At 34.3% G+C, this 20,636-nt stretch carries 20 protein-coding genes; 15 read left to right on the top strand and 5 right to left on the bottom strand.

All coding sequences use genetic code 11. The annotated features are described in order from the left end of the window. The first annotated feature begins 98 nt into the window (after positions 1 to 98). Genes ACZ5EP_RS04660 through ACZ5EP_RS04640 form a run of 5 tightly spaced genes read left to right on the top strand, consistent with a single transcriptional unit; the run spans position 99 to position 5,248 of the window. Positions 99 to 1,631: a nickel-dependent hydrogenase large subunit gene (locus ACZ5EP_RS04660; RefSeq protein WP_464508152.1), complete on the top strand. Its 1,533-nt coding sequence runs from the start codon at positions 99 to 101 to the stop codon at positions 1,629 to 1,631. 18 nt (positions 1,632 to 1,649) lie between these two features. Next, positions 1,650 to 2,576: an NADH-quinone oxidoreductase subunit B family protein gene (locus ACZ5EP_RS04655; protein ID WP_127679699.1), complete on the top strand. Its 927-nt coding sequence runs from the start codon at positions 1,650 to 1,652 to the stop codon at positions 2,574 to 2,576. A 2-nt stretch (positions 2,577 to 2,578) separates the two neighbouring features. Further along, complete coding sequence (locus tag ACZ5EP_RS04650; RefSeq protein WP_464508151.1) at positions 2,579 to 4,342, top strand: methyl-accepting chemotaxis protein; 1,764 nt, start codon at positions 2,579 to 2,581, stop codon at positions 4,340 to 4,342. Between the two features lie 34 nt (positions 4,343 to 4,376). Continuing rightward, entirely contained in the window at positions 4,377 to 4,931 is a 555-nt protein-coding gene (locus ACZ5EP_RS04645; protein ID WP_127679703.1) for a DJ-1 family glyoxalase III, read from the top strand. 23 nt (positions 4,932 to 4,954) lie between these two features. Then, the gene (locus ACZ5EP_RS04640; protein ID WP_464508150.1) at positions 4,955 to 5,248 is read left to right on the top strand and encodes a hypothetical protein; all 294 of its coding nucleotides are present in this window, start codon (positions 4,955 to 4,957) and stop codon (positions 5,246 to 5,248) included. Here the strand turns inward: ACZ5EP_RS04640 and hypA are convergent. Next, on the bottom strand, positions 5,245 to 5,601 hold the full coding sequence (hypA, locus tag ACZ5EP_RS04635) for a hydrogenase/urease nickel incorporation protein HypA (RefSeq protein WP_127679707.1): 357 nt from the start codon (positions 5,599 to 5,601) through the stop codon (positions 5,245 to 5,247). The two genes, ACZ5EP_RS04640 and hypA, sit on opposite strands and share 4 nt — an antisense overlap. Positions 5,602 to 5,683: 82 nt before the next feature. Between hypA and ACZ5EP_RS04630 the strand changes: the two genes are divergently transcribed. From ACZ5EP_RS04630 to hypF, 9 genes are all read left to right on the top strand, one after another. Continuing rightward, positions 5,684 to 6,304: a TetR/AcrR family transcriptional regulator gene (locus ACZ5EP_RS04630; protein ID WP_464508149.1), complete on the top strand. Its 621-nt coding sequence runs from the start codon at positions 5,684 to 5,686 to the stop codon at positions 6,302 to 6,304. Next, on the top strand, positions 6,288 to 7,151 hold the full coding sequence (locus ACZ5EP_RS04625) for an NADH-quinone oxidoreductase subunit B family protein (protein WP_464508148.1): 864 nt from the start codon (positions 6,288 to 6,290) through the stop codon (positions 7,149 to 7,151). Before ACZ5EP_RS04630 ends, ACZ5EP_RS04625 begins: the two co-directional genes overlap by 17 nt. Next, positions 7,141 to 8,304 carry a nickel-dependent hydrogenase large subunit gene (locus tag ACZ5EP_RS04620; RefSeq protein WP_464508147.1) on the top strand — a complete coding sequence of 388 codons (1,164 nt, stop codon included), beginning with the start codon at positions 7,141 to 7,143 and terminating at the stop codon, positions 8,302 to 8,304. Before ACZ5EP_RS04625 ends, ACZ5EP_RS04620 begins: the two co-directional genes overlap by 11 nt. Positions 8,305 to 8,388: 84 nt before the next feature. Then, positions 8,389 to 9,522 (top strand): hydrogenase small subunit, encoded by a 1,134-nt coding sequence (locus ACZ5EP_RS04615; RefSeq protein ID WP_464508146.1) that lies wholly within the window; start codon positions 8,389 to 8,391, stop codon positions 9,520 to 9,522. A gap of 3 nt (positions 9,523 to 9,525) precedes the next feature. After that, positions 9,526 to 11,265 carry a nickel-dependent hydrogenase large subunit gene (locus ACZ5EP_RS04610; protein WP_127679717.1) on the top strand — a complete coding sequence of 580 codons (1,740 nt, stop codon included), beginning with the start codon at positions 9,526 to 9,528 and terminating at the stop codon, positions 11,263 to 11,265. 10 nt (positions 11,266 to 11,275) lie between these two features. Then, the gene (gene cybH / locus ACZ5EP_RS04605) at positions 11,276 to 11,968 is read left to right on the top strand and encodes a Ni/Fe-hydrogenase, b-type cytochrome subunit (RefSeq protein WP_464508145.1); all 693 of its coding nucleotides are present in this window, start codon (positions 11,276 to 11,278) and stop codon (positions 11,966 to 11,968) included. 105 nt (positions 11,969 to 12,073) lie between these two features. Next, positions 12,074 to 12,652, top strand: a complete 579-nt coding sequence (locus ACZ5EP_RS04600) for a HyaD/HybD family hydrogenase maturation endopeptidase (protein ID WP_464508144.1) — start codon at positions 12,074 to 12,076, stop codon at positions 12,650 to 12,652. A 14-nt stretch (positions 12,653 to 12,666) separates the two neighbouring features. Continuing rightward, a complete protein-coding gene (locus tag ACZ5EP_RS04595; RefSeq protein ID WP_464508143.1) occupies positions 12,667 to 14,400 on the top strand; it encodes a hypothetical protein in 1,734 nt (577 codons plus the stop codon). Positions 14,401 to 14,520: 120 nt separating this feature from the next. Continuing rightward, on the top strand, positions 14,521 to 16,716 hold the full coding sequence (gene hypF / locus ACZ5EP_RS04590) for a carbamoyltransferase HypF (RefSeq protein ID WP_464508142.1): 2,196 nt from the start codon (positions 14,521 to 14,523) through the stop codon (positions 16,714 to 16,716). Between the two features lie 5 nt (positions 16,717 to 16,721). On the opposite strand, the gene ACZ5EP_RS04585 is transcribed toward hypF, so the two are convergent. Beyond that, complete coding sequence (locus ACZ5EP_RS04585; protein WP_464508141.1) at positions 16,722 to 17,276, bottom strand: rhodanese-like domain-containing protein; 555 nt, start codon at positions 17,274 to 17,276, stop codon at positions 16,722 to 16,724. An 81-nt stretch (positions 17,277 to 17,357) separates the two neighbouring features. On the opposite strand from ACZ5EP_RS04585, the gene ACZ5EP_RS04580 reads away from it, so the two are divergent. Beyond that, the gene (locus ACZ5EP_RS04580; protein WP_464508140.1) at positions 17,358 to 17,999 is read left to right on the top strand and encodes a Crp/Fnr family transcriptional regulator; all 642 of its coding nucleotides are present in this window, start codon (positions 17,358 to 17,360) and stop codon (positions 17,997 to 17,999) included. Here the strand turns inward: ACZ5EP_RS04580 and ACZ5EP_RS04575 are convergent. From ACZ5EP_RS04575 to ACZ5EP_RS04565, 3 genes are read right to left on the bottom strand one after another with little or no spacing between them, the layout of a single operon-like run. After that, positions 17,976 to 18,830 (bottom strand): DMT family transporter, encoded by an 855-nt coding sequence (locus ACZ5EP_RS04575; protein ID WP_464508139.1) that lies wholly within the window; start codon positions 18,828 to 18,830, stop codon positions 17,976 to 17,978. The genes ACZ5EP_RS04580 and ACZ5EP_RS04575 overlap by 24 nt on opposite strands. Further along, positions 18,827 to 19,786: an amino acid ABC transporter permease gene (locus ACZ5EP_RS04570; protein ID WP_464508138.1), complete on the bottom strand. Its 960-nt coding sequence runs from the start codon at positions 19,784 to 19,786 to the stop codon at positions 18,827 to 18,829. Before ACZ5EP_RS04570 ends, ACZ5EP_RS04575 begins: the two co-directional genes overlap by 4 nt. Further along, positions 19,783 to 20,583, bottom strand: a complete 801-nt coding sequence (locus tag ACZ5EP_RS04565) for a transporter substrate-binding domain-containing protein (protein WP_127679735.1) — start codon at positions 20,581 to 20,583, stop codon at positions 19,783 to 19,785. The genes ACZ5EP_RS04570 and ACZ5EP_RS04565 overlap by 4 nt, the downstream gene beginning before the upstream one ends. Between the last annotated feature and the right edge of the window lie 53 nt (positions 20,584 to 20,636).

Raw genomic sequence — 20,636 nt, 5'->3', positions numbered from 1 at the left:
TTACATCTGTCTGATAAGATTAACTTATAATTAATTGTTTTTTATGCTTTTATGTTAGACTAATGTTACGAATAAATATTCATATAAAAGGATTATTAATGTCTCAAATTAAATTAGATCCAATTACGAGAATAGAGGGACATTTAAAAGTAGAAGTAAATGTAAACAACGGTAAAGTCACGGATGCCAAATGCAGTGCCGACATGTATCGGGGTATTGAAAAAGCATTAAAAGGATATGATTATTTAACCGCTATTCACATAACTCAAAGAACGTGCGGATGCTGTCCTTACGCTCATGCGGAAGCAGCGGCTTTAGCAATAGAAAACGCACTCAAAATAGAGTTAAACAAAAACGGAAAGCTTTTAAGAAACATGGTAATCGGAGCTTACAAACTAAAAGACTATCTTTTGCATTTTTATACATTGAGTCTGCTTGATTTTATGGATATTAAGGCGATTTTGGATTATGAAGGCAACGACAGTGATTTGCTTGAACTCAAAAGATGGGTTTTAAAAGAAATTTCATCTAACAAAGTGTTTCCATCTCCTCTTTTTTTACAGAGATTCAAAGCCAATTATATAACACTCAAAGAGTTAAATATAGTTTTAATTAAACATTATTTGGAAAGTTTTGAGATAATGAAAAAAATAGACACGATGGTGAAAATTTTCGGTTCCAAATCTCCGCATATGGTTTCTATAGAAGCAGGGGGAGTCACCACTATGCCTACCGCGGACAGGTTAATAAAATATATCGATCTGGCGAAAGAAACCAGTGTGTTTATACAAGAGAAATATTTAAATGATGTGATAGAAGTGGCAAAACAGTATAAAGAATATTTTAAAATAGGTAAAGGACCGGATAATTTTCTTACTTTTAACACTCTTTTAAATTTAGACGGTTCGTATGAATTTGTTCAGGGAATCAGCACGGATTATAAGCTGAATGAAAACATAGACCCTTACAATATTGTAGAGTATAACGGATTCGCCTATTACAAAGAAAGCGGAGGTTACAAGCCTCTGGAGCTTACCCAGCTGACACCTATCACTCTTGAGGAATTCAAACATGAAACAAAAAAATATTCCTGGTCAAGAGCTCCGAGATTTGAAGGACGTGTAGTCGAAGTTGGACCTTCGGCCATTATAATTAATACTTATTTAAGCGGCAAAAATAAAAAATTAAATTCATTGGTGGATAAAATCAACGCTGAACTGGGAATTACACTCCAGGATTATAATTCGGTGATGGGAAGGCACTTGGCAAGAGCTGTTATTTCACAGCTGATAATGGATAAAATTTTCAATGATGCTTTAAATGTTGATGAGGGGGTTTTAGGATTTATTCAGCTTCCGGAAATACCTAATAATGTTAAGGGTATAGGGCTTACTGAAGCCACAAGGGGAGCGCTTGCGCATTTTATAGAAATAGGTGAAAACGGTTTTATTAAAAATTATGAAATGATTGTGCCTACTACATGGAATATTTCACCAAAAGACAATAGCGGTATCCACGGCGCCCTTGAACAGATGCTAATAGGCACTGAAATAAAAGATGAAAAAAACCCTATAGAAATAGCCAGAATAGTAAGAAGTATCGATCCTTGTCTGGCTTGTGCCGTGCATTAAACTCTAAGGAGAAAAATAATGATGAACAGAAGAGAATTTTTAAAAGCAGTGCATAAAGCTCTTATTGCTGCCGGGGGAGCAGGTTTTTTCAGTATGGAAGAATTAGAAGCTCTAGAAATAGGAGATATTAAAAAACCGGATATTATTTGGCTGCAGGCAATGAGCTGTGACGGATGCTCCACTTCGTTTTTAAACGCCGATATCTCTATACTTGATATATTAACGTCTTTTACAAATGTTATTTTTCATCCCACTTTAATGGCCGCAACAGGTGAAATGGCTACGGATATTATCGAAAAATATAAAAGTGACAACCTGATTCTTGTCGTTGAAGGTGCGATTCCGACTCAGCTTCCGCATGCATGCTTGATGGGGGACAGGTTTATAAACGACTGGATTGCAAATACCGCCAAAAAAGCAAAAGCAGCTATTTCGGCAGGAACATGTGCGACTTTTGCGGGTATATGTGATATGAAGGGAATGATGACCGGTGCCGGCAGTCTGAGATATTTCTTAGAACAGGAAAATATATCAACTCCTGTAGTCAATCTGCCTACATGTCCTATGAAACCTAATCATTTTCTTTATACACTGTTTTTTTATATTAAACATAATACTCTGCCTCCTATGGACGATTCGAACAGACCTCTCAGATTTTTTGGAGAAACGATTCATGACAGATGCGTATATTATTATGACTATCAGGAAAAGAATTTTGCAGAAAAAATTGGAGACAGAGGATGTCTTTTTAAATTAGGATGTCAGGGACCTGTAACAAAAAACGACTGTGTAAGAAGTTCAAATACATATGATAAATATAACTGCATTAAATCTGGGCATCCTTGTGTCGGATGTGCCAGTGAAAATTTTCCTAGGACCATTATGTTCAAAAGAAGCGACGATAAAAGAGAAATAAAAAAATATAAAACGTTTAAAAGGATATAAAAATGAAAGATTTTTTTAAGTCCGCGCTTTTTTTTAAATTAATAATTATTCCTATTATTCTGCTCAGTGTATCCATTATAGGTTCAATTATTTATTTGGAAAAATTCGGAAAAGAGCTTGTGCAGAAAAAAGGAGCGGAATATACAAAAAGCGTTTTGTCTTCATATATAAAATTTTCAAAAGACTCTATAGAAAAAGGACAGAGAAAAACATTTCAGGAAGTTGTTAATGCCGTAAAAACAATTGACGGAGTGGAAGACGTTTACGCGTATTCATGCGACGGGTTTTTAAAGTATAAAAACAATCAGGTGTCTGTTGGGCTTCCTTTTTTAAAACAAAACGGGAAATTAATCAATCTTAACGTTCCTTTGTATAAAAAAACAAAAGGATTATGGTTAAGGGACGACTGGTTTTATAAAGATCTGATAAATTCCAAAGTGTCAAAAAAATGTGTTGATAAATACGGTAAAAACAGTTGTGCGAGATGTCATGTCATGCTTCCTAAAGGTCTTCATTTTAAAAATGACATAGCAATGGTTAAACATAAAAATTTAATGACCGCTTATTATAAAATACCGGTTGAAAATTTTTGTATAAAATGCCATACACACTGGCATGTTAATCAGCCTTCCGGGTATTTGGGCATAAAAGTGAATTTAAAAGGGGAACAGGCTAAAATAGAAGCCATAATAAATAAACTTAAACTGATATTCTTGTTTTTATCTTTAGTCGGAATGGTGATATTTGTTTATTATATTTATGTTGTAGGAAAACTCAGAACCAGTCTGATAGTATTGAAAGACATAACAGCGGATCTTGCTAAAGGAGAAGGTGATTTAACTAAAAGAGTTAAAGTAGCAACCAGCGATGAAACTAAAGATATTGCTGACAACCTTAATGAGTTTATTGAAAAAATCCAGCTTATTGTAAATAATCTTAAAAATACAATCAGTGTTTCGAATTCAACTTCCAAAGATATCGAAAACGCGGTAAAAATAATTGAGGATACTATAGAAGAGCAGTCAAAACTTATTGAAAAAAATAAAATAAACACCAATGTGATAAACGACAGTATTAAAGTTACCAATGACACTATTTATGCAGTCGTGAACGATATTTCCAAAACACAGGAAACTTTGGACAAAACGTTAAAGTCACTGCAAAAAGTTATATCTAAAATAGAAGAGGAAACATCACAGGAGCAGGAACTTTCAAATAAAGCCACTCAGCTGGTTCAGCAGAGCTCTCAAATAAAAGATATATTAAATATCATTAAAGAAATAGCCGATCAGACTAATTTGCTTGCTCTGAATGCTGCAATAGAAGCTGCAAGAGCGGGAGAGCATGGAAGAGGTTTTGCCGTTGTTGCGGATGAGGTTAGAAAACTTGCAGAAAAAACTCAGAAAAGTTTAGGAGAAATAGATTCTGTTGTTAATGAAATTGTAAGCGGTATAGAAGAAATAGAACAGGAAATCCAGCATAATGCAAGTGAAGCAAATGAGATTCTTGAAATTGCCACAATGCTTACAGAAGAAACTAATCTTACAAAAAACAATCTCGATAAAACTATAGAAAATGTTGAAAACGCAGCCGAACAGAGCGCGAAAACAACTGAGAATATCGATATGCTTCTTAAATCGTCCGAAGATTTGTATGTGCAGGCGAAAAGAAGCAGGGAAGTTGGGGAAAATTTAAAAAACGTTTCAAATACTCTAAAAAATATTTTGAATACGTTAAAAGACGAAACGAATAAATTTAAGTCTTAAAATTTGATATAATATTTTAAAAAAGGAGTAGGCAATGGCTGTTAACGTATGTGTTCCTTTGGCAAACGGATTTGAAGAAATTGAAGCGATGAGTTTAATAGACGTAATGAGAAGAGGCGGATTAAATGTAATAGTTGCCGGAGTGGGCGGTGACGTTATTTACGGCGCTCACAATGTAAGGGTTATTCCGGACACTAAGATTGAACTCGTAAATGCGGATGAATTGGACCTTGTTGTATTGCCTGGGGGGCTTCCGGGGGCCATTAATCTTGCAGAAGATGAAGCCACACAAAATCTTCTTAAAGAAATGGATAAAAAAGGCAAATATGTCGGTGCCATATGCGCAGCTCCTTATGCATTGGAAAAAGCAGGAGTGTTAAAAGATAACTATACCGCATATCCGGGATGGGAAGGCAATATTAGAAAAGAAGGTTATGTAAGTGACGCTAAAGTTGTAGAGGATAAAAATGTACTTACTTCTAAAGGACCTGGGACTGCAATATGTTTCGGACTTGAAATTGTCAGAAAATTTGCGGGTGAAGAAATTTATCAGCAGTTAAAAGCCGGACTTTTAGCAGATTTCTGTTAATTAATATTTTAAAGGAGGGGAAAATGAGAGGTTTGGAGGCTCTAGAGTTTTTCCTTGAGAATTGGCATTCCAAAATCAGGGATTATGATAATTTTTGCGAATTTGACGCAATGGTTGAATATCATTTTGGAAACGATACTAAACTTTACAGCACAAACGTAGTCGTTGAAAAATTTTTTGAAAGAAAAATATCAATTAACAATATTGAGGATATAAACGAATTTTTACCCGAAGAAGTGGAATTTGATTCTTCCACGGGTAATTTATATATAAAAAGAAATCTTTTCGAAATTAAGATAGCTCCTAGAATTTACTAGGAGTCTTCATCCATTTCGAGTTCCATACTCATAAGATACATGTCTTCGCCGTCTATTATTTTAATCTGGGGAGAATTGCATTTAGGACAGAGATATTCGTCTTTTTTCAATTCGCTTTTTTCTCCGCATTCTTTACATTCAACTACAACTGGCTGAATGTGCATAACAAATTCGGCGTTTTCACACATTGTGCCTTCTTTAAACGTTTCAAAAGCTGTTTTCAATAAATCAGGTTCCACTCCGCTTAATATGCCTATTTTTATTTCTAATTTAGTTACGAATTTCGCATTGTGTTTTTTTGCATTTTCTTCCGCTAATTGGAGCAAAGAGTCTACGATTGAATATTCATGCATAGCAATCCTTTAAATATTTATCTGAAAATGTAATATTAGTAACCTTTTTTATAATAAAAAGTTATCTAAAAACGACTTATTTATGAAATTATATTATAATAATAGAAAAAAAGGCGTAAAAGTGAGTAAAGAAGAAAAAAAAGAACTGATAATGAAAACTGCTCTTAATCTTTTTGCCAAGCAAGGTTTTTACAACACTACAATCGCTGATATAGCGAAAGAAATGGGAATGAGTGTTGGAAATATGTATAATTATTTTCCTTCTAAAGAGTCTTTAGCCAAGGAACTGCTGATTTATACTTCTAAAAAATTCGGAGATGAAATCAGAAAAATAAACGAAATGGATATAAGCAGCAAAGAAAAAATAAGACATATTGTCGAGCTTTATTTTAATATGGCGTTAAACGAGCCGGAATTAGTTGATTACTTTATGAGAGTATACCTGTCCAATAAAGAAATATTTGCAAACGGATGTGAGGGAATGCTCTGCGTATCTGCTTTTGTAACGGAAATTATGATATTTTTTGAAGAAGGTGTAAGAAAAAAAGAACTTAAAAACCAGGATTTTTTTGCGGCGTTCGGTCTTTTTATGGGATATGTGGGAGGACTGGCGTTTTTAAATAAAGAAGGTATTCTTTCTAAACCTCTGTTGGAATATGTAGAACCTGTAAGCGAGAATATATACAATGCGCTCAAAGCTTAAAGTTATATGGATTGATGCGGTAACATGTTACGGCTGTACTCATTCGTTTCTTAATTACAAAGAGATTTCTTCTCTTTTTGATAAAATCGATTTTAAATATCATCCTATATTTCTGTCCGAAGAATTTGAAATACAGTCTTGCGATCTGCTTATTGTCGAAGGAGCTTTGAAGTTAAATTATCCTAGGCTTGGATTTTCATTAAATGAATTGATTTCAAAGCTCTTTTTTAAAGCAAAAAAAGTTTTGGCTTTAGGCACTTGTGCGGTTTACGGAGGTATATACGGCGAAGGGCTGATGTTTAACAGGGAAAACAGGGGCCATTATCATAAATGCAGGGATAAAATTATAAATCTTCCGGGCTGTCCTCCTCATCCGGACTGGATAGCGTTTGTAATGGACATGGTAAGCGAAGGCAAAAAAATAGAACTGGATGAATTAAACAGGCCTAAAGATATTTTTGCTTATACATCACATATGGGATGTACCAGAAACGAATATTTCGAATGGAAAATTGATGCTGAGGAATTTGGTACCAAAGAAGGGTGTCTGTTTTATTTTCAAGGCTGTCAGGGTCCGTTTACGCATAGCAGCTGTAATAAGGTGCTGTGGAATGAGGTGAGTTCCAAACCGAGAGCCGGGACTCCTTGTTTTGGATGTACTGAAGCCAATTTCCCTAAAGACGAGCTGTTTAAAACAGATACCTTTATGGGAATTCCGGCAAATATTCCTTTAGGCGTCAGCAAAAGGGCGTATCTGACGTTAAGCGGAATTGCAAAAAGTTTGAATAACGAAAGACTCAGCTGCAAACTCATTAATTATAAATGCGGGGATAAAAATGAAAATTAATAAAAAGATTATAAATAAAATAGAAGGAGAAGCTACTTTAAAAATCCACGGCGATAAAGAAGTAGAGTTTGTAGAAATAGAATTTTGGCAGTATCATGGTATTGAAGACTATTTGAAAAACAGGCATTTTATGGACGCTCTTGTAATCAATCCCAGAGTATGCGGTATTTGCGGCCATTCTCATTTATATGCTACAGTAAAGGCTATTGAAAAAGTCTTTAAAGCGAAAATTTCTCAAAAAGCCCAGATTTTTAGAGAAATAACAACTCTTTTGGAAATTGTCGAAAATCATATCAAATGGTTTTATATTACTATATTTCCGACTCAGGTAAAAGATAAAAGCTATATTTTCAAAGCTGTAAAATTTTCCTCTAAGATATCTAAAGCAATTGCAATGCTTGCCGGACAGTTTCCTCATAATTCTTATATGATTCCTGGGGGAGTCACATGCGATCCGACTTATATGGAAATTATGAGACTTAAAGATTTAATTAAAGAAATCCTTGATGAGTATAAAAATGAAATAATGAATGAAGAAGTTTATTCTAAAGATTTGGAGCTTTTTTTTGAAAACCTCCCTAAAAATATAGGTAAAAGTTTAAACAGATTTTTGGTTTTAGGTGAATCGGCAGTTTTTAAAAGTAACGGGGATTATGAGTTTGTTACGGAAGAAAAAAACAGATCTTTAAGCAAAAACGCTTTATATAAGAGTGAATTTTATGAAGTGGGTCCGCTGGCAAGAGCCATTGTGAACGGAAATGAAAATATAAAAAAAATTTATGAACAGTTAGGTGATTCCATCTATACAAGAATGGCCGCAAGGGTATATGAACCGTTAATTCTTTTAGAATATATTATGGAAAAGGTTGATAAAATAGATTTATGCGAGCCGTCTTTTATCAAACCGGAAATAAAAAACGGAACTGCAAAAATTGCGGTTGAAGCTCCAAGAGGAAGCTTAATCCATGAAATATCAATAAAAAATGAAAAAATCGAAAACTATAATATTATAGTTCCTACGCAGTTTAATCTTGCATCTTCTTCTAAAGAAAATCTTGCAGCCGCACAGGCGGCGTTAATGAATGAAAACAGCGAATATGTTGATTCAATATTCAGATGTTTTGACATTTGTGCCGTTTGTATGTCCCATTGATATAAATTTTTTTAATATCTATTGAAAAATGAATGTTTATTTATGTATAATAAACATTGAGCAAATTTATTTCGGAGGGACAAAATGAATGAAGCAACTTTACAAAGAGTAAAAGAGAGATTAGAAGCTCTCAAAAAACTTCCGGGAATCGGAGAAAAAAGCGTTTCTAAAATGCTTGAAGAGAGCGGATTTACAAGAAGGGATTTTCTAAAATGGTCTGCAGCAATGGCTGCAATGTTAAGCCTTCCTACATCATTTACTCCATTAATTGCCGAAGCGGCAGAAGTAAGTGACAGACTTCCGGTAATCTGGCTAAACCTAGCAGAATGTACTGGATGTAGTGAAAGTTTAATCAGAACTGATGCTCCTACAATTGATAATTTGATATTTAACTATATCAATCTTCAATATCATGAAACTATTATGGCAGCAGCCGGATGGCAAGCTGAAGAAAACTTAAAAGAAGGTATGTCTAAATTTAAAGGAAGATACATCTTATGTGTAGAAGGTGGTGTTCCTACAAATATGGACGGTGAATTTTTAACAATCGGACCATTCGCTGAGACAGGTCTTGAATTAGTTAGAAAAGCGGCAAATGACGCTGCAGCTGTTATTTCAGTTGGTACATGTTCAAGCTTTGGTGGTATCCAAGCGGCAGCTCCAAACCCAACTGGTGCAAAAGGTGTATATCAGGTAATTAACAAGCCTGTTATTAACGTGCCTGGATGTCCTCCAAGTGCTAAAAATATCGTAGGTACAATTTTATATGTAATTTTATTCGGACAGTTACCTGCAGTTGACAACTTCAACAGACCTAAATTCGCATACGGACTTAGAATTCACGACTTATGTGAAAGAAGAGGGCATTTCGATGCAGGTGAGTTTGTTCAAGAATTTGGAGACAAAGGCGCACAAGACGGATTCTGTTTATATAAAGTAGGATGTAAAGGTCCTTATACGTTTAACAACTGTTCAAGAGAAAGATTTAACCAGCATACATCTTGGCCTGTACAGGCAGGACACGGTTGTATAGGTTGTAGTGAACCAGATTTCTGGGATTCTATGGCTCCATACGAAGAACCTCTTGCAAATAAAAAATATGATTCGCCTTTAGCTGACGCAACAGCAGATAAATACGGCGTAACAATTTTAACAGTAGCTGGTGTAGCAATTGCAGCACATGCGGCACTTAGCGCAATTAAAAATCCTAAGGAGTAATAAATGGCAAAAAGAGTAGTAATTGACCCGATAACTAGAATTGAAGGTCACTTGAGAGTTGAAGTAGTTATTGATGAAAATAATAAAATTACAAACGCTTTCTCAAGTGCGACACTTTGGAGAGGTATCGAAGTTATTCTAAAAGGTAGAGATCCTAGAGACGCAGGATTTATGACACAAAGAATCTGTGGGGTATGTACATATTCTCACTACAAAGCTGGTATTACAGCTGTTGAAGACGCATTAGGAATTAAACCTCCTCTAAATGCATTATTAACTAGAACATTAATGGATTTTGCACTATTCTTCCATGATCATATCGTTCATTTTTATCAATTACATGCACTTGACTGGGTTGATATTATCAGCGCACTTAAAGCTGATCCTAAAAAAGCCAGCGAAGAAGCATTCAAATATGTTCCTAAAGGTTATGAGCCTATCGCAACAGGTGAAGATCATTTAAGAGAAGTACAAAAAAGAGTTTCTAAATTTGCTGAGAAAGGTGACTTAGGTCCGTTCAAAAACGGATACTGGGGACATAAAACAATGAGATTTACACCTGAGCAAAACCTAATTGCTCTTAGCCATTACTTAAAAACACTTGAAATGCAAAGAATTGCAGCTCAAATGATGGCTATTTTCGGTGGTAAAAACCCACATCCGCAAAGTCTTACTGTTGGTGGTGTTACTTGTATTATGGACCTTAAAGACCCAGCAAGACTTGGTGAATATCTAACTAAATTTAAAGAACTTGCTGATTACGTAAACAGAGCTTATTATGCTGATATCGTAATGGCTGCCGCTGCTTACGGAAATGAGCCAAGCGTAGTTCAGAAAAATAATTTAGGAAATTACCTAACATACAAAACAATGCAGACTGGACCAAATTCATGGTTATTCGATGCATGCGGTTATATTAAAGATTTCGATTTAGGTAAATTCTATCAAATCGATGAAAGCAAAATTACTGAAGAAGCGACACACTCATGGTATAAAAACCTTGATAATCCTACTCATCCATACGATGAAACAACTGAGCCTGAATATACAGGTTATGTTGAAGGTGAAAGTGTTGACGGACAAGGAAACCTTGTTAAAACTAAAGTAGTTAACGAAAAAGGTAAATATTCTTGGATTAAATCACCAAGATATAACGAAGAACCAATGGAAGTTGGACCTCTAGCATGTATGGTAGTTAACTATGCTGCCGGAAACAAAAAAGTACAGAAAGTTGTTAATGAGTTCTTAGCTCAGACAGGTCTTCCTGCAGAAGCGTTGTTTACTGTACTTGGAAGAACAGCAGCTAGAATGCTTCAAACTAAAACAATTGCAGATTACGGTCTAGAAGCATTTAACAACCTTGTAGAAAACCTTAAAAAAGACGATTCAACAGTAGCTCCTTATGTTATTGATGAAACTAAAGAATATAAAGGTAGATACATCGGTGACGTTCCAAGAGGTATGTTATCTCACTGGTGTAGAATTAAAAACGGAAAAATCGAAAACTGGCAGGCTGTAGTTCCTTCAACTTGGAATGCAGGTCCAGAAGACGGTAGAGGTAAAAAAGGTGCTTATGAAGCTAACCTTATCGGTATGACTTTAGCAGATCCGGCTAGACCTCTAGAAGTTATTAGAAGTATCCATTCATATGACCCATGTATTGCTTGTGCGGTTCACGTAATGGACGTTAAAGGTAAAAAATTAGGTGAGTTTAAAGTAGATCCGCTATACGGCGCATGTTAAGGAGTTAACAATGAAATTTTTAAAACCTATGGGAGAATATCTCGGCGGAATAGAATTTTCTGCCGGATATAGATGGCAACACTGGATAAGAGCAATTTCAATTTTTGCTCTTATAGCAACAGGATTGTACATTGCTAATCCTTTTATTACATATGCCAACGTCTCACCTGAACCAACTAGATTTATTCAGGCTTATATCAGAGAATGGCATATTATTTTTGGATTTGCAATGATAGGTGCAGTTCTTTACAAAACATTTTTCTTCTTCTTTTTCAGAGAAGGAAAATACGAAAGAGCTTCACTAAAAGATGCGTTTAATATTAAAGTGGCTCTCCAGCAAATCGGATATTATTTATTAGTAGCTAAACACCCTCATACTAAAGGTGTTTACAATCCGTTACAGTTCTGGGCATATACAATGCTGTATGTGTTCTTTTACGGAATTATGATTACTGGACTTGCTCTTTATGCCGAAGTTTATCATAACGGTTTAGGTGCGGCATTATATCCGTTCGCTAAATCTGTTGAAACATTCTTTGGCGGTCTTGCATATGTCAGAATCTGGCATCACATTTTTATGTGGGCTATTATCGTAGTAGTGTTCATCCATATCTATATGGCTGTTTATAATGCAGCTTTCGGTAAAAACGGCGGTATGGATGCGATTTTCTCAGGAATGAAATGGGAAAAAGAAGACCATTAATTTTTCTTTCCCCTTTGGGGAAATACAGTGAAAAGTGAAAAGTTAAAAATGTTTTTTAATTCTTCACTTCTCACTTACATTTTCACTTTAATATGAAAGGTTGTTATGAAAATATTAGTACTTGGTATAGGTAATATACTGTTTGGAGATGAAGGTATAGGTGTTCATTTGGCGAATTTTATTGATGAAAAGTATGAATTTAAAGGACCGCATCAGGTAGATATAATTGACGGAGGAACTCTTGCTCAAAGGTTGATTCCTATTATTACAGAATACGACAAAGTGTTTGTATTTGACTGTGTCGATGTTGATGAAGCAAATATAGGAGATGTTTATTTCTTTGATTTCAGGGAAGTTCCGGAATGTGTCAGCTGGCAGGGGAGCGCTCATGAGGTTGAAATGCTGCAGACGCTTCAAATGATAGAAATGATGGGGGATTTGCCTGAGACGAAAATAATAGGTGTTGTTCCTTTTGTAATAGGCGAAGATACGACTTTTTCTATTACGCCTGAAGTACAAAAAGCGGCAAAACTTATGGAAAAGATTTTAATTACTGAACTTAAAAAGCTGGGAGTGGAGCCTAAAGTTAAAAATGAAAATGTTACTTTAACCCAGATAGCAAAAGAATCATATAGAAGAGGGGTTCCGGAAGAGTCATTAAAAGGTTTAGAAATACATAATTAATAAAGGAATGAAATATGGTATTAAAATTTATTTTCCAGCTCGACAGCAATAACGGAATAATAGAAAAAATTTTGTTAAGAGCGGCAAAAGAATTAAATATAAAACTAGGTTTAAGCAGAGATATTAAGAATTTATATGCTTTTATCGAAGGAAACGAAAACGATATAGATAATTTTTCCAGAAAAATATCAACTGAAATGCCTTTGAGTATATTTTTAAAGTCATTAAATGCAGAAGTTGTTGAAGAGTTTCAAAATGATCTTAAATTAGATTTCCCTGAGATTAACGTTGCTCCTTGCCCTAGATGTTTAAAAGAAGTAAAAGATCCGGAAAATGAAAACTATTATAATCCTTTTCATCATTGTGAAGTGTGCGGATATCATGTAAATGAAAAGTTAAAAATTGAAAATGAAAAATGGAAAGAAAAATTTGAAAACTTGGCTGATAAACTAAAAAAAGAAGGCAGAATTTATATTCAGACAATGAACGGCAGGTATGAAGTTACTACTGATTTAGAAGATGCAGAACAGGTTGTTGCTGTTGATTTGGCCGCTGTCGCAACATATTTTATGAGTTTTGACGGTGACGCCAAAGCATTGGCAAGTATAGAAAAACCGCTGGTAAGACTTAAAACGAATTTAAGTTTTAAAAAAGAATTCGGATTGTCTGTTCCGGCTTATTTTGTAAAACTGCCTGACTGTATGGTATTGGAGCTTTTATGTGAAGAGATAAAAAACGATATAAAACTGTTGGGACTTAAAAAAACGGATAAAAATGATGATTTTTCATTTGAAATAGACAATAATGACGAAATTCCGGTTGCGGTTGTTACCGATACGAGAAATCATGATATTCTTATTGAAAGCGGTGAAAGAGGGCTTCTTCCGAAATATGAGAAATATCTGGGGAAAGACATAGAAGGCTCATACTCTAATTATATTGCCGTTTCAAAAGAAGATAAAACTGTAATAAAAAAAGCTGAAAATACTGAAGAAATCAAAATCAAAATACCGTTTGCAGGTTATTTTGGCGTATTAAACCAATGGAATCTTGAAGATAAAGTAACGATGGGATTTGCATTTTACAAAAAAGACGAAAATAAAATAATGATTAACTCTCCTAAGTTCGGACTGGTTGAATATGTTGATTTTAATTTTAAATTCGAAAAATTTGAAGATGTGTTTGCGGCAATAAAAGTTATGAACGAAACAGGAGAGAAACTTATTGAAAACTTTTCAAATAAAGAGCCTGAACTGTTTAAAAACGCTTTAAAGGCTGATTTAAATACTGATTCACAGGGAATAGCATATTTGTGGGGACTAATCGGAATTGTTTTAGGTTTTGCCGACAATATTGATGATGCTTATAAAAAATTATTGGAATACGCCAACTTTGCCATGGCTAAAAAAGGTCCTAGAATAGATTATAAAATGAAAGATAAAAATCTTGATCCTCTATGGGCGATCAGAACCGCTATGAGTTTTAAACTGGCCGGGGTCGACAATTATCTTTTAAGCTTCGGGGTAGTTGAGAGTTTTGCTGAATTTTTAAGCAATACTTACGAACAGGTTAATAAAGAATCTCCGCTTGACGGAGCCGTAATTGTGGGAGATCTGTTTGAAGGAGAATTTTTAAATAAAATTTATACAAGTATCAAAAAAAACTATCCTACTTTTACTCCGAGAGCATTGCCTATCAGCGGTCCAATAGAAGCATACGGCAGTGCTGTAATAAATGCAAAGAGTTAATGCCATTTTAACTTTAAAGATGTATAATTTCAGAGAAAGCAAGTTGCTTTTTTCATTTTTTCTCCTTTTTCCTTTTTCCTCCTTTTTAATTGTTGTTATAATTTTAAAAAAGGCGCAGCCGTGAGAATTAAATATAAAATAAACGGTATAGTGCAGGGTGTAGGATTTAGGCCTACCGTTTATAAAATCGCCAAGAAACTTAATCTTTGCGGATATGTTTTAAACTCTTCCGACGGTGTAATAATTGAAATTGAGGGTGAAAATAAAGAGCGTTTTATAAATGAGCTAAAAAACAATCTGCCTCCTTTAGCAAGAATCGACACTATAGAAGAGACAGTTTTAAGAGCCAAAAATTATACCGATTTTCAAATAATAGAATCAAAAGAAACTACAAAAACCACTTCAATTTCTCCGGATATAGCTGTTTGTGAAGAGTGTCTCAAAGAGATGTTTGATAAAAACAACAGAAGATATCTGTTTCCTTTTATTAACTGTACAAACTGCGGACCGAGATATACGATTATTAAAGATATACCGTATGACAGGAAAAACACTTCAATGGCTAAATTTAAAATGTGTGAAGAGTGTTATAAAGAATACACAAATCCTCTTGACAGACGTTATCACGCCGAGCCTACCTGCTGTTATGACTGCGGACCGACATTAAGTGTAAAATATAAAATGCACAATGGCCAGTGGGAAGATTTGATAATTAAAGATGTAAAATTAAGAAATACAGAAATTGAATTTATTGCAGAAAGAATTAAAGAAGGAAAAATTGTAGCAATAAAAGGTCTGGGCGGGTTTCATCTTGTATGTGATGCCACAAATGAGAATGCAGTAAAAGAATTAAGGCGCAGAAAACAAAGACCAAGCAAACCGTTTGCCATGATGTTTAAAAATATTGAAACTATTAAAAAATACTGCAAACTTACGTATAATGACGTGAATTTAATAACTTCTAAAGAAAAACCTATTACTTTGGTTAAAAAACAGGTTGAATTAAACGGTATAGCTGACGGAATAGACAGATACGGCGTTTTTCTTCCATATACGCCTCTACATTATCTTCTGTTTGAATATATCGATTTTCCTATTGTGGCTACAAGCGCTAATATATCGGATGAACCTATAATAAGAGACAGTGATGAATTAATAGATAAACTCGGAACAGTAGTCGATTATATCCTGGATAACAACAGGGATATTATAAATGCCTGTGACGACAGTGTTGTCCAGGCGGTAGGCGACGGAGAGTATATCACAATGAGATGTGCGAGAGGATATGCTCCGCTGATGAAAAATGTAAAATGTAAAATGAAAAATGAAAAGTTAAATATACTGGGAGTAGGGGCAAATCAAAAAAATACAATTTCCCTTGCTTTTAAAGAAAAATTTATACTTTCTCCTCATATAGGAGATTTGGGTACGCTTGGCAGTATAGAATATTTTGAAAGGACCATTGATACATTCAGAAGACTTTACGATTTTAAAGAAGATGTGATAATATGTGATAAACATCCTTATTACGAATCTACAAAATGGGCTCTTAATCAAAATAAAGAAATTTATCAGCTGCAGCACCATTATGCTCATGCGCTTGCGACAATGTTTGAATATGATTTAGAGGGAGATTATCTCGCTTTTATATTTGACGGGACAGGATACGGTGATGACGGAAGCATTTGGGGCGGTGAAGTATTTATTTGTAACAGGCATAGTTATGAGAGAATTCATTATTTTAAACCTTTTAAATTGATAGGCGGGGAAAAGGCTGTAAAAAATCCGGCCAACATGGCTGTGGCTTTATTAAACGACGATTTAGCCAAAACATATAAAAATTATAAAATTGCAAAAAATCTTTCAAAAGGCAATTTCCCTTTAACTTCTTCTATGGGAAGAATTTTTGATATGGTGGCTTTCCTTGCCGGAATGATAGAAAGAAACGAATGGGAAGGTATGAGCGGGCTTTTAATAGAAAAAAACTATAATCCGGAAATAAAAGAAACTGTTAATTTTGAAATAAACAAAGAAATTGATTTTATTGAGATATTAAACTTCGCGGCTAAAAACAAGGGCAGTTTTGAACTGGTCTCATCAGTGTTTATAAATTCTCTGGTACAAAGTATAGTTAAAATTTCAGATATGTATGATTTGGATATTATTGTCGGAGGAGGAGTGTTTCAAAATAAAACCCTGTTAACGCAGGTATTAAAAAACATTAAAAATAAAAAGGTATATTTTAATAAAAACATACCTATAAATGACGGAGGGATAAGTGCAGGCCAGACGGCCTGGGGAATGTGGAATTTGTAATTTAATTAGAACTGGTCTAATATAATAGGCTCTTTTGGATGTTCTACAGCTTTTAATCCTTTAAATCCTCCAAATTCAGTAACTTTGTTAACCACACTGTAACCTGTGTTAAGCCATCCGTTTATTCCTCCTCTAAGTACGTATACATTTTTTTTAGGTATACCGAACCATTTTACAAGCTGTCCTCCTGCAATTACCGCTCTGTGTCCTGTCGCACATAAAAACACATATACGTGATTAGGTTTAAACGCACCCATTGCGGCATATACAGGAACCTGTCCTAAAGGATATTCGTCATAATCAGGCCAGTCAATCTCTCCCGCTTTCATTTCATCTACGCTTCTAACGTCAACTATAGTGAAATCTTTGTCTTTTTTCATCCAGTCTTTTAACTGATCAGGTGTAATGAAATTAACATATTTTTCGTAAGATCTGCACATTTTGTTAAGCTCTGCAACTTTTGGTCCCATACCTTTGATTGTGTTTGCAAGTTTGAAAGTGTGGGCGTATGCAAAACTTCCGGCAATTGCCAAACTTAATGCTAAATATCTGAATTTCATGTTTTCCTCCTTGTTTTTTGTTATAATTCATAATGAATTATAATTCACTATGAATAAAAAAAATGTAAAAGATGTGACAAAATGGAAAATTGCAGAGTATTAATCGCTTCTAAAGAGTTGGAAAAACTGTTCAGTGAAGATGTTTTTTCCAATATTCCAAGAAGATATTTAAAAAAAGGGGAAGTCTGTTACCCTGAAACTCCCAGAATTCTTGTTTTAAAAGAGGGTGAGCTTAAAATATCACTTATAGAAAACAATAAAGAGCTTATTTTATATTTTTTGCATAAAAATAATTTTTGTTTTTGCAATAATGATATTATGGTGTATGCCAAAAAAGACAGTGAATTTTATTTTCTTGAATCTCATCATTTTATTGAGCTGTTTGGAAATACGGATTTTTGTAACGTATTGCTTAACAATTTAAATCAAAATATTGAAATAGAAAGAGATATATTAAAATCCCTAGCTTTTAAAAGTTCCAAAGAAAGAATAAGCGAATTTCTTTTGGATTTAGCATTTAGTATCGGTATAAAAAAAGAAGAGGGTATTTTATTGGACGTGCATTGCACAATGGAAGAAACAGCTTCATTTTTAGGAATGAGCAGACAGAGATTTTCTACTTTTATTAATGAAATGATTAATGAAGGAATACTTGAAAAGTTGGGTCAAAAGAAGTTTTTAATAAAAAATATAGATAAATTAAAAGAATTTTCTAAAGAATAAATCTCCCAGCTCCGCTATCAGCATTGCCAATATAACCAAAACTGCTCCCGTGATCTGTATTAAAGAAAGTGTTTCTCCGTAAAAGTATGCAAAAATAGCGGCACTTACAGGCTCCATTGCGAATATGATAGCTGTTTTCGTTGAAGTGGTGAATTTTTGTGCGTATGTCTGTATAAAGTAAGCAAATACTGTTGCAAACAGTACCGTTACCGTTAACGCAATAATTACGTCTTTGCTGAAAGTTACGCTACCTTTTTCAAAAGGTATAAATATCAGACTAAGCAAAGCCACTGCCAGAAACTGAAATGTTACGAGCGTGTAAAGATTGTATTTTTTACTGAATATATCTGTATAGTTAATGTGCAGAGCGACAAATACCGTAGCTATAAATGTATACAGTTCGCCTTTTCCGAAACTTCCAATATTAGCGCCGGTAAGTAGGTATATTCCTAAAAAAGCCAAAATAACCCCTATTATGGCATATGGAGAAATTCTTTTTTTAAATATAAAAAAAGCAACTATAGGTGTAAGTATTACATATAAGCCAGTTATAAACGCAACTACAGATGAGGGTGCATAAAGAAGCCCGAAAGTCTGAAAAGAAAAAACCAAAAAATTAAAAACGCCCAGTAAAAATGCGGCTTTTAAACTTTCTTTATCAAAAGAGATTTTTTTGTAAAAAAGTATAAACATAAGTAAAAACGACAAGAAAAATCTCCAGAAAAGAAAAATAAAAACCGGCATATCCGCAATGGCGTTTTGTACCAGTTTAAATGTTACACCCCAGAAGATTGCAACAATAAGGAGCAAAAAGTCGGCGAAGTTTATCAAATACCGCCTTTTGCTTTCATTTTTTTCTCAAGTCTGTGTCCTATGAAACTAAGAATGGAAGTAAGCATTAAATATAATGCCGCGACAGTCAGCCATGTTTCGAATGGCGAGAATGTATTAGCAACTATTTCGCGTCCTACTTTCGTAAGGTCGGTAATAGAAATAATAGATACCAATGAACTGTCTTTGATTAATGATATCAGTTCACCAACTAATGCAGGAAGCGCCTTTCTAAGTGCCTGAGGAAGTATTATAAGCTGCATTCTCTGAATAGAGGTAAATCCTAAAGATTTTGCAGCCTCATGCTGTCCTTTGTCTATAGACTGAATGGCGCCTCTTAATATTTCGGCGATATATGCGCCGTAAAAGATAGATAAACTCATTACCCCTGCCCAGAATCTAGGCAGATTAAATATCGTCGCAACTATAAAATAAAAAATAAACAGCTGCACGAGCAGAGGAGTTCCTCTTATTACGGTTACATATACGCTTCCGATATAATCAAGAGCCGGAATACCGCTTAGTCTCATTATCGATATGATTAAACCTATGATAAAAGCTATAATCATAGAAATAATGGATATTTTAATTGTAACCCATATACCTAAAATAAACGGTCCGGGTTCCAGTTTTTGTTTGTAAGCAAATTCGTCACCCTGATAAACGTATTCCCCGTTTTTAAATTCAAGCTTATATCCTGCGATATTATATGTTTTTACCACATGATTTTCATCGCATATTACTTTAGCCTGATTTTTTGTAATTTTTAGAGTTCCATCACAAGGTGAGGTAAGAGGTATTTTCTTTTCATATACGAAGTATTTTGGGATCATATCCCATTTCCACGTATAGTTTATTTTACTTGCAGCCTGATATAAAAACCAACCCAGCAGCACATAAAAAAGAAGGGCAATAAGCTGCCCGAATTTTCTATCTTTTATAATAGACTTTTTCATTGCACTCTTTTCAACCAGTCAGTACTTCTAAACCATCTGTTGTAGAATTTTTGATAAGTACCGTCATGTTTAATTTGTCTTAAGAAGTTGTTTAGCCAGTTAAGAAAATCAGGATCTCCGTGATTGATAGCAAATCCTAACGGTTCATAAGTTAAATCTTGTCTTAAGAAAATAAGTTTACCTTTTCCTTTGCCAGCCATAAACAGTTCATTATAAGGTTTGTCATAAATGAATGCATCAGCTCTGTTGTTTAGAACTTCCTGAACCGCAGCACTTTCACTGTCGAATGTTTTAATTGTGGCATGTTTGAAAAGTCTTCTTGCAGCTATTTCTCCGGTAGTTCCTAATTTAGTAGTAATTACCATACCTTTTTTGTCTAAGTCTTTATAGCTTTTTACACCTTTGTGTTTTTTGTTAACAAGTAGTGTTTGACCTACTAGGAAATAAGGGTTAGTAAATGTAACTTTTAGGTTTCTTTTTTGAGTAATAGTCATACCTGAAATAATGATATCGCATTTTCCTGTCATAAGTGCAGGAATGATACCGTCCCATGCAGTAGGAACAAGTTTAAGTTTTACACCCATGTCTTTTGCCATTTTTTTAGAAATATCCACGTCAAAACCGATTATTCTTCCGTGTTTGTCTCTCATCTCAAACGGAACGTACCCAGGTTCTAGACATACTCTAAGTTCACCTTTTTGTACGATTGAGTGAAGCGTCGAATTTTTCCATACGTTAAAATCAGCCGCGAAAAGCATTGATGCTAACGCTAATATTGCGATTAATAGTTTTTTCATTTTTTACTCCTTTTTTTTTAGTTTAAAGATTGAAAAAAGGTAATGATATTTTA

It is taken from the genome of Nautilia abyssi, from assembly GCF_055388085.1.
The sequence above is the reverse complement of the archived record's forward strand: the minus strand, read 5'-3'. Positions and strand labels throughout refer to the sequence as shown.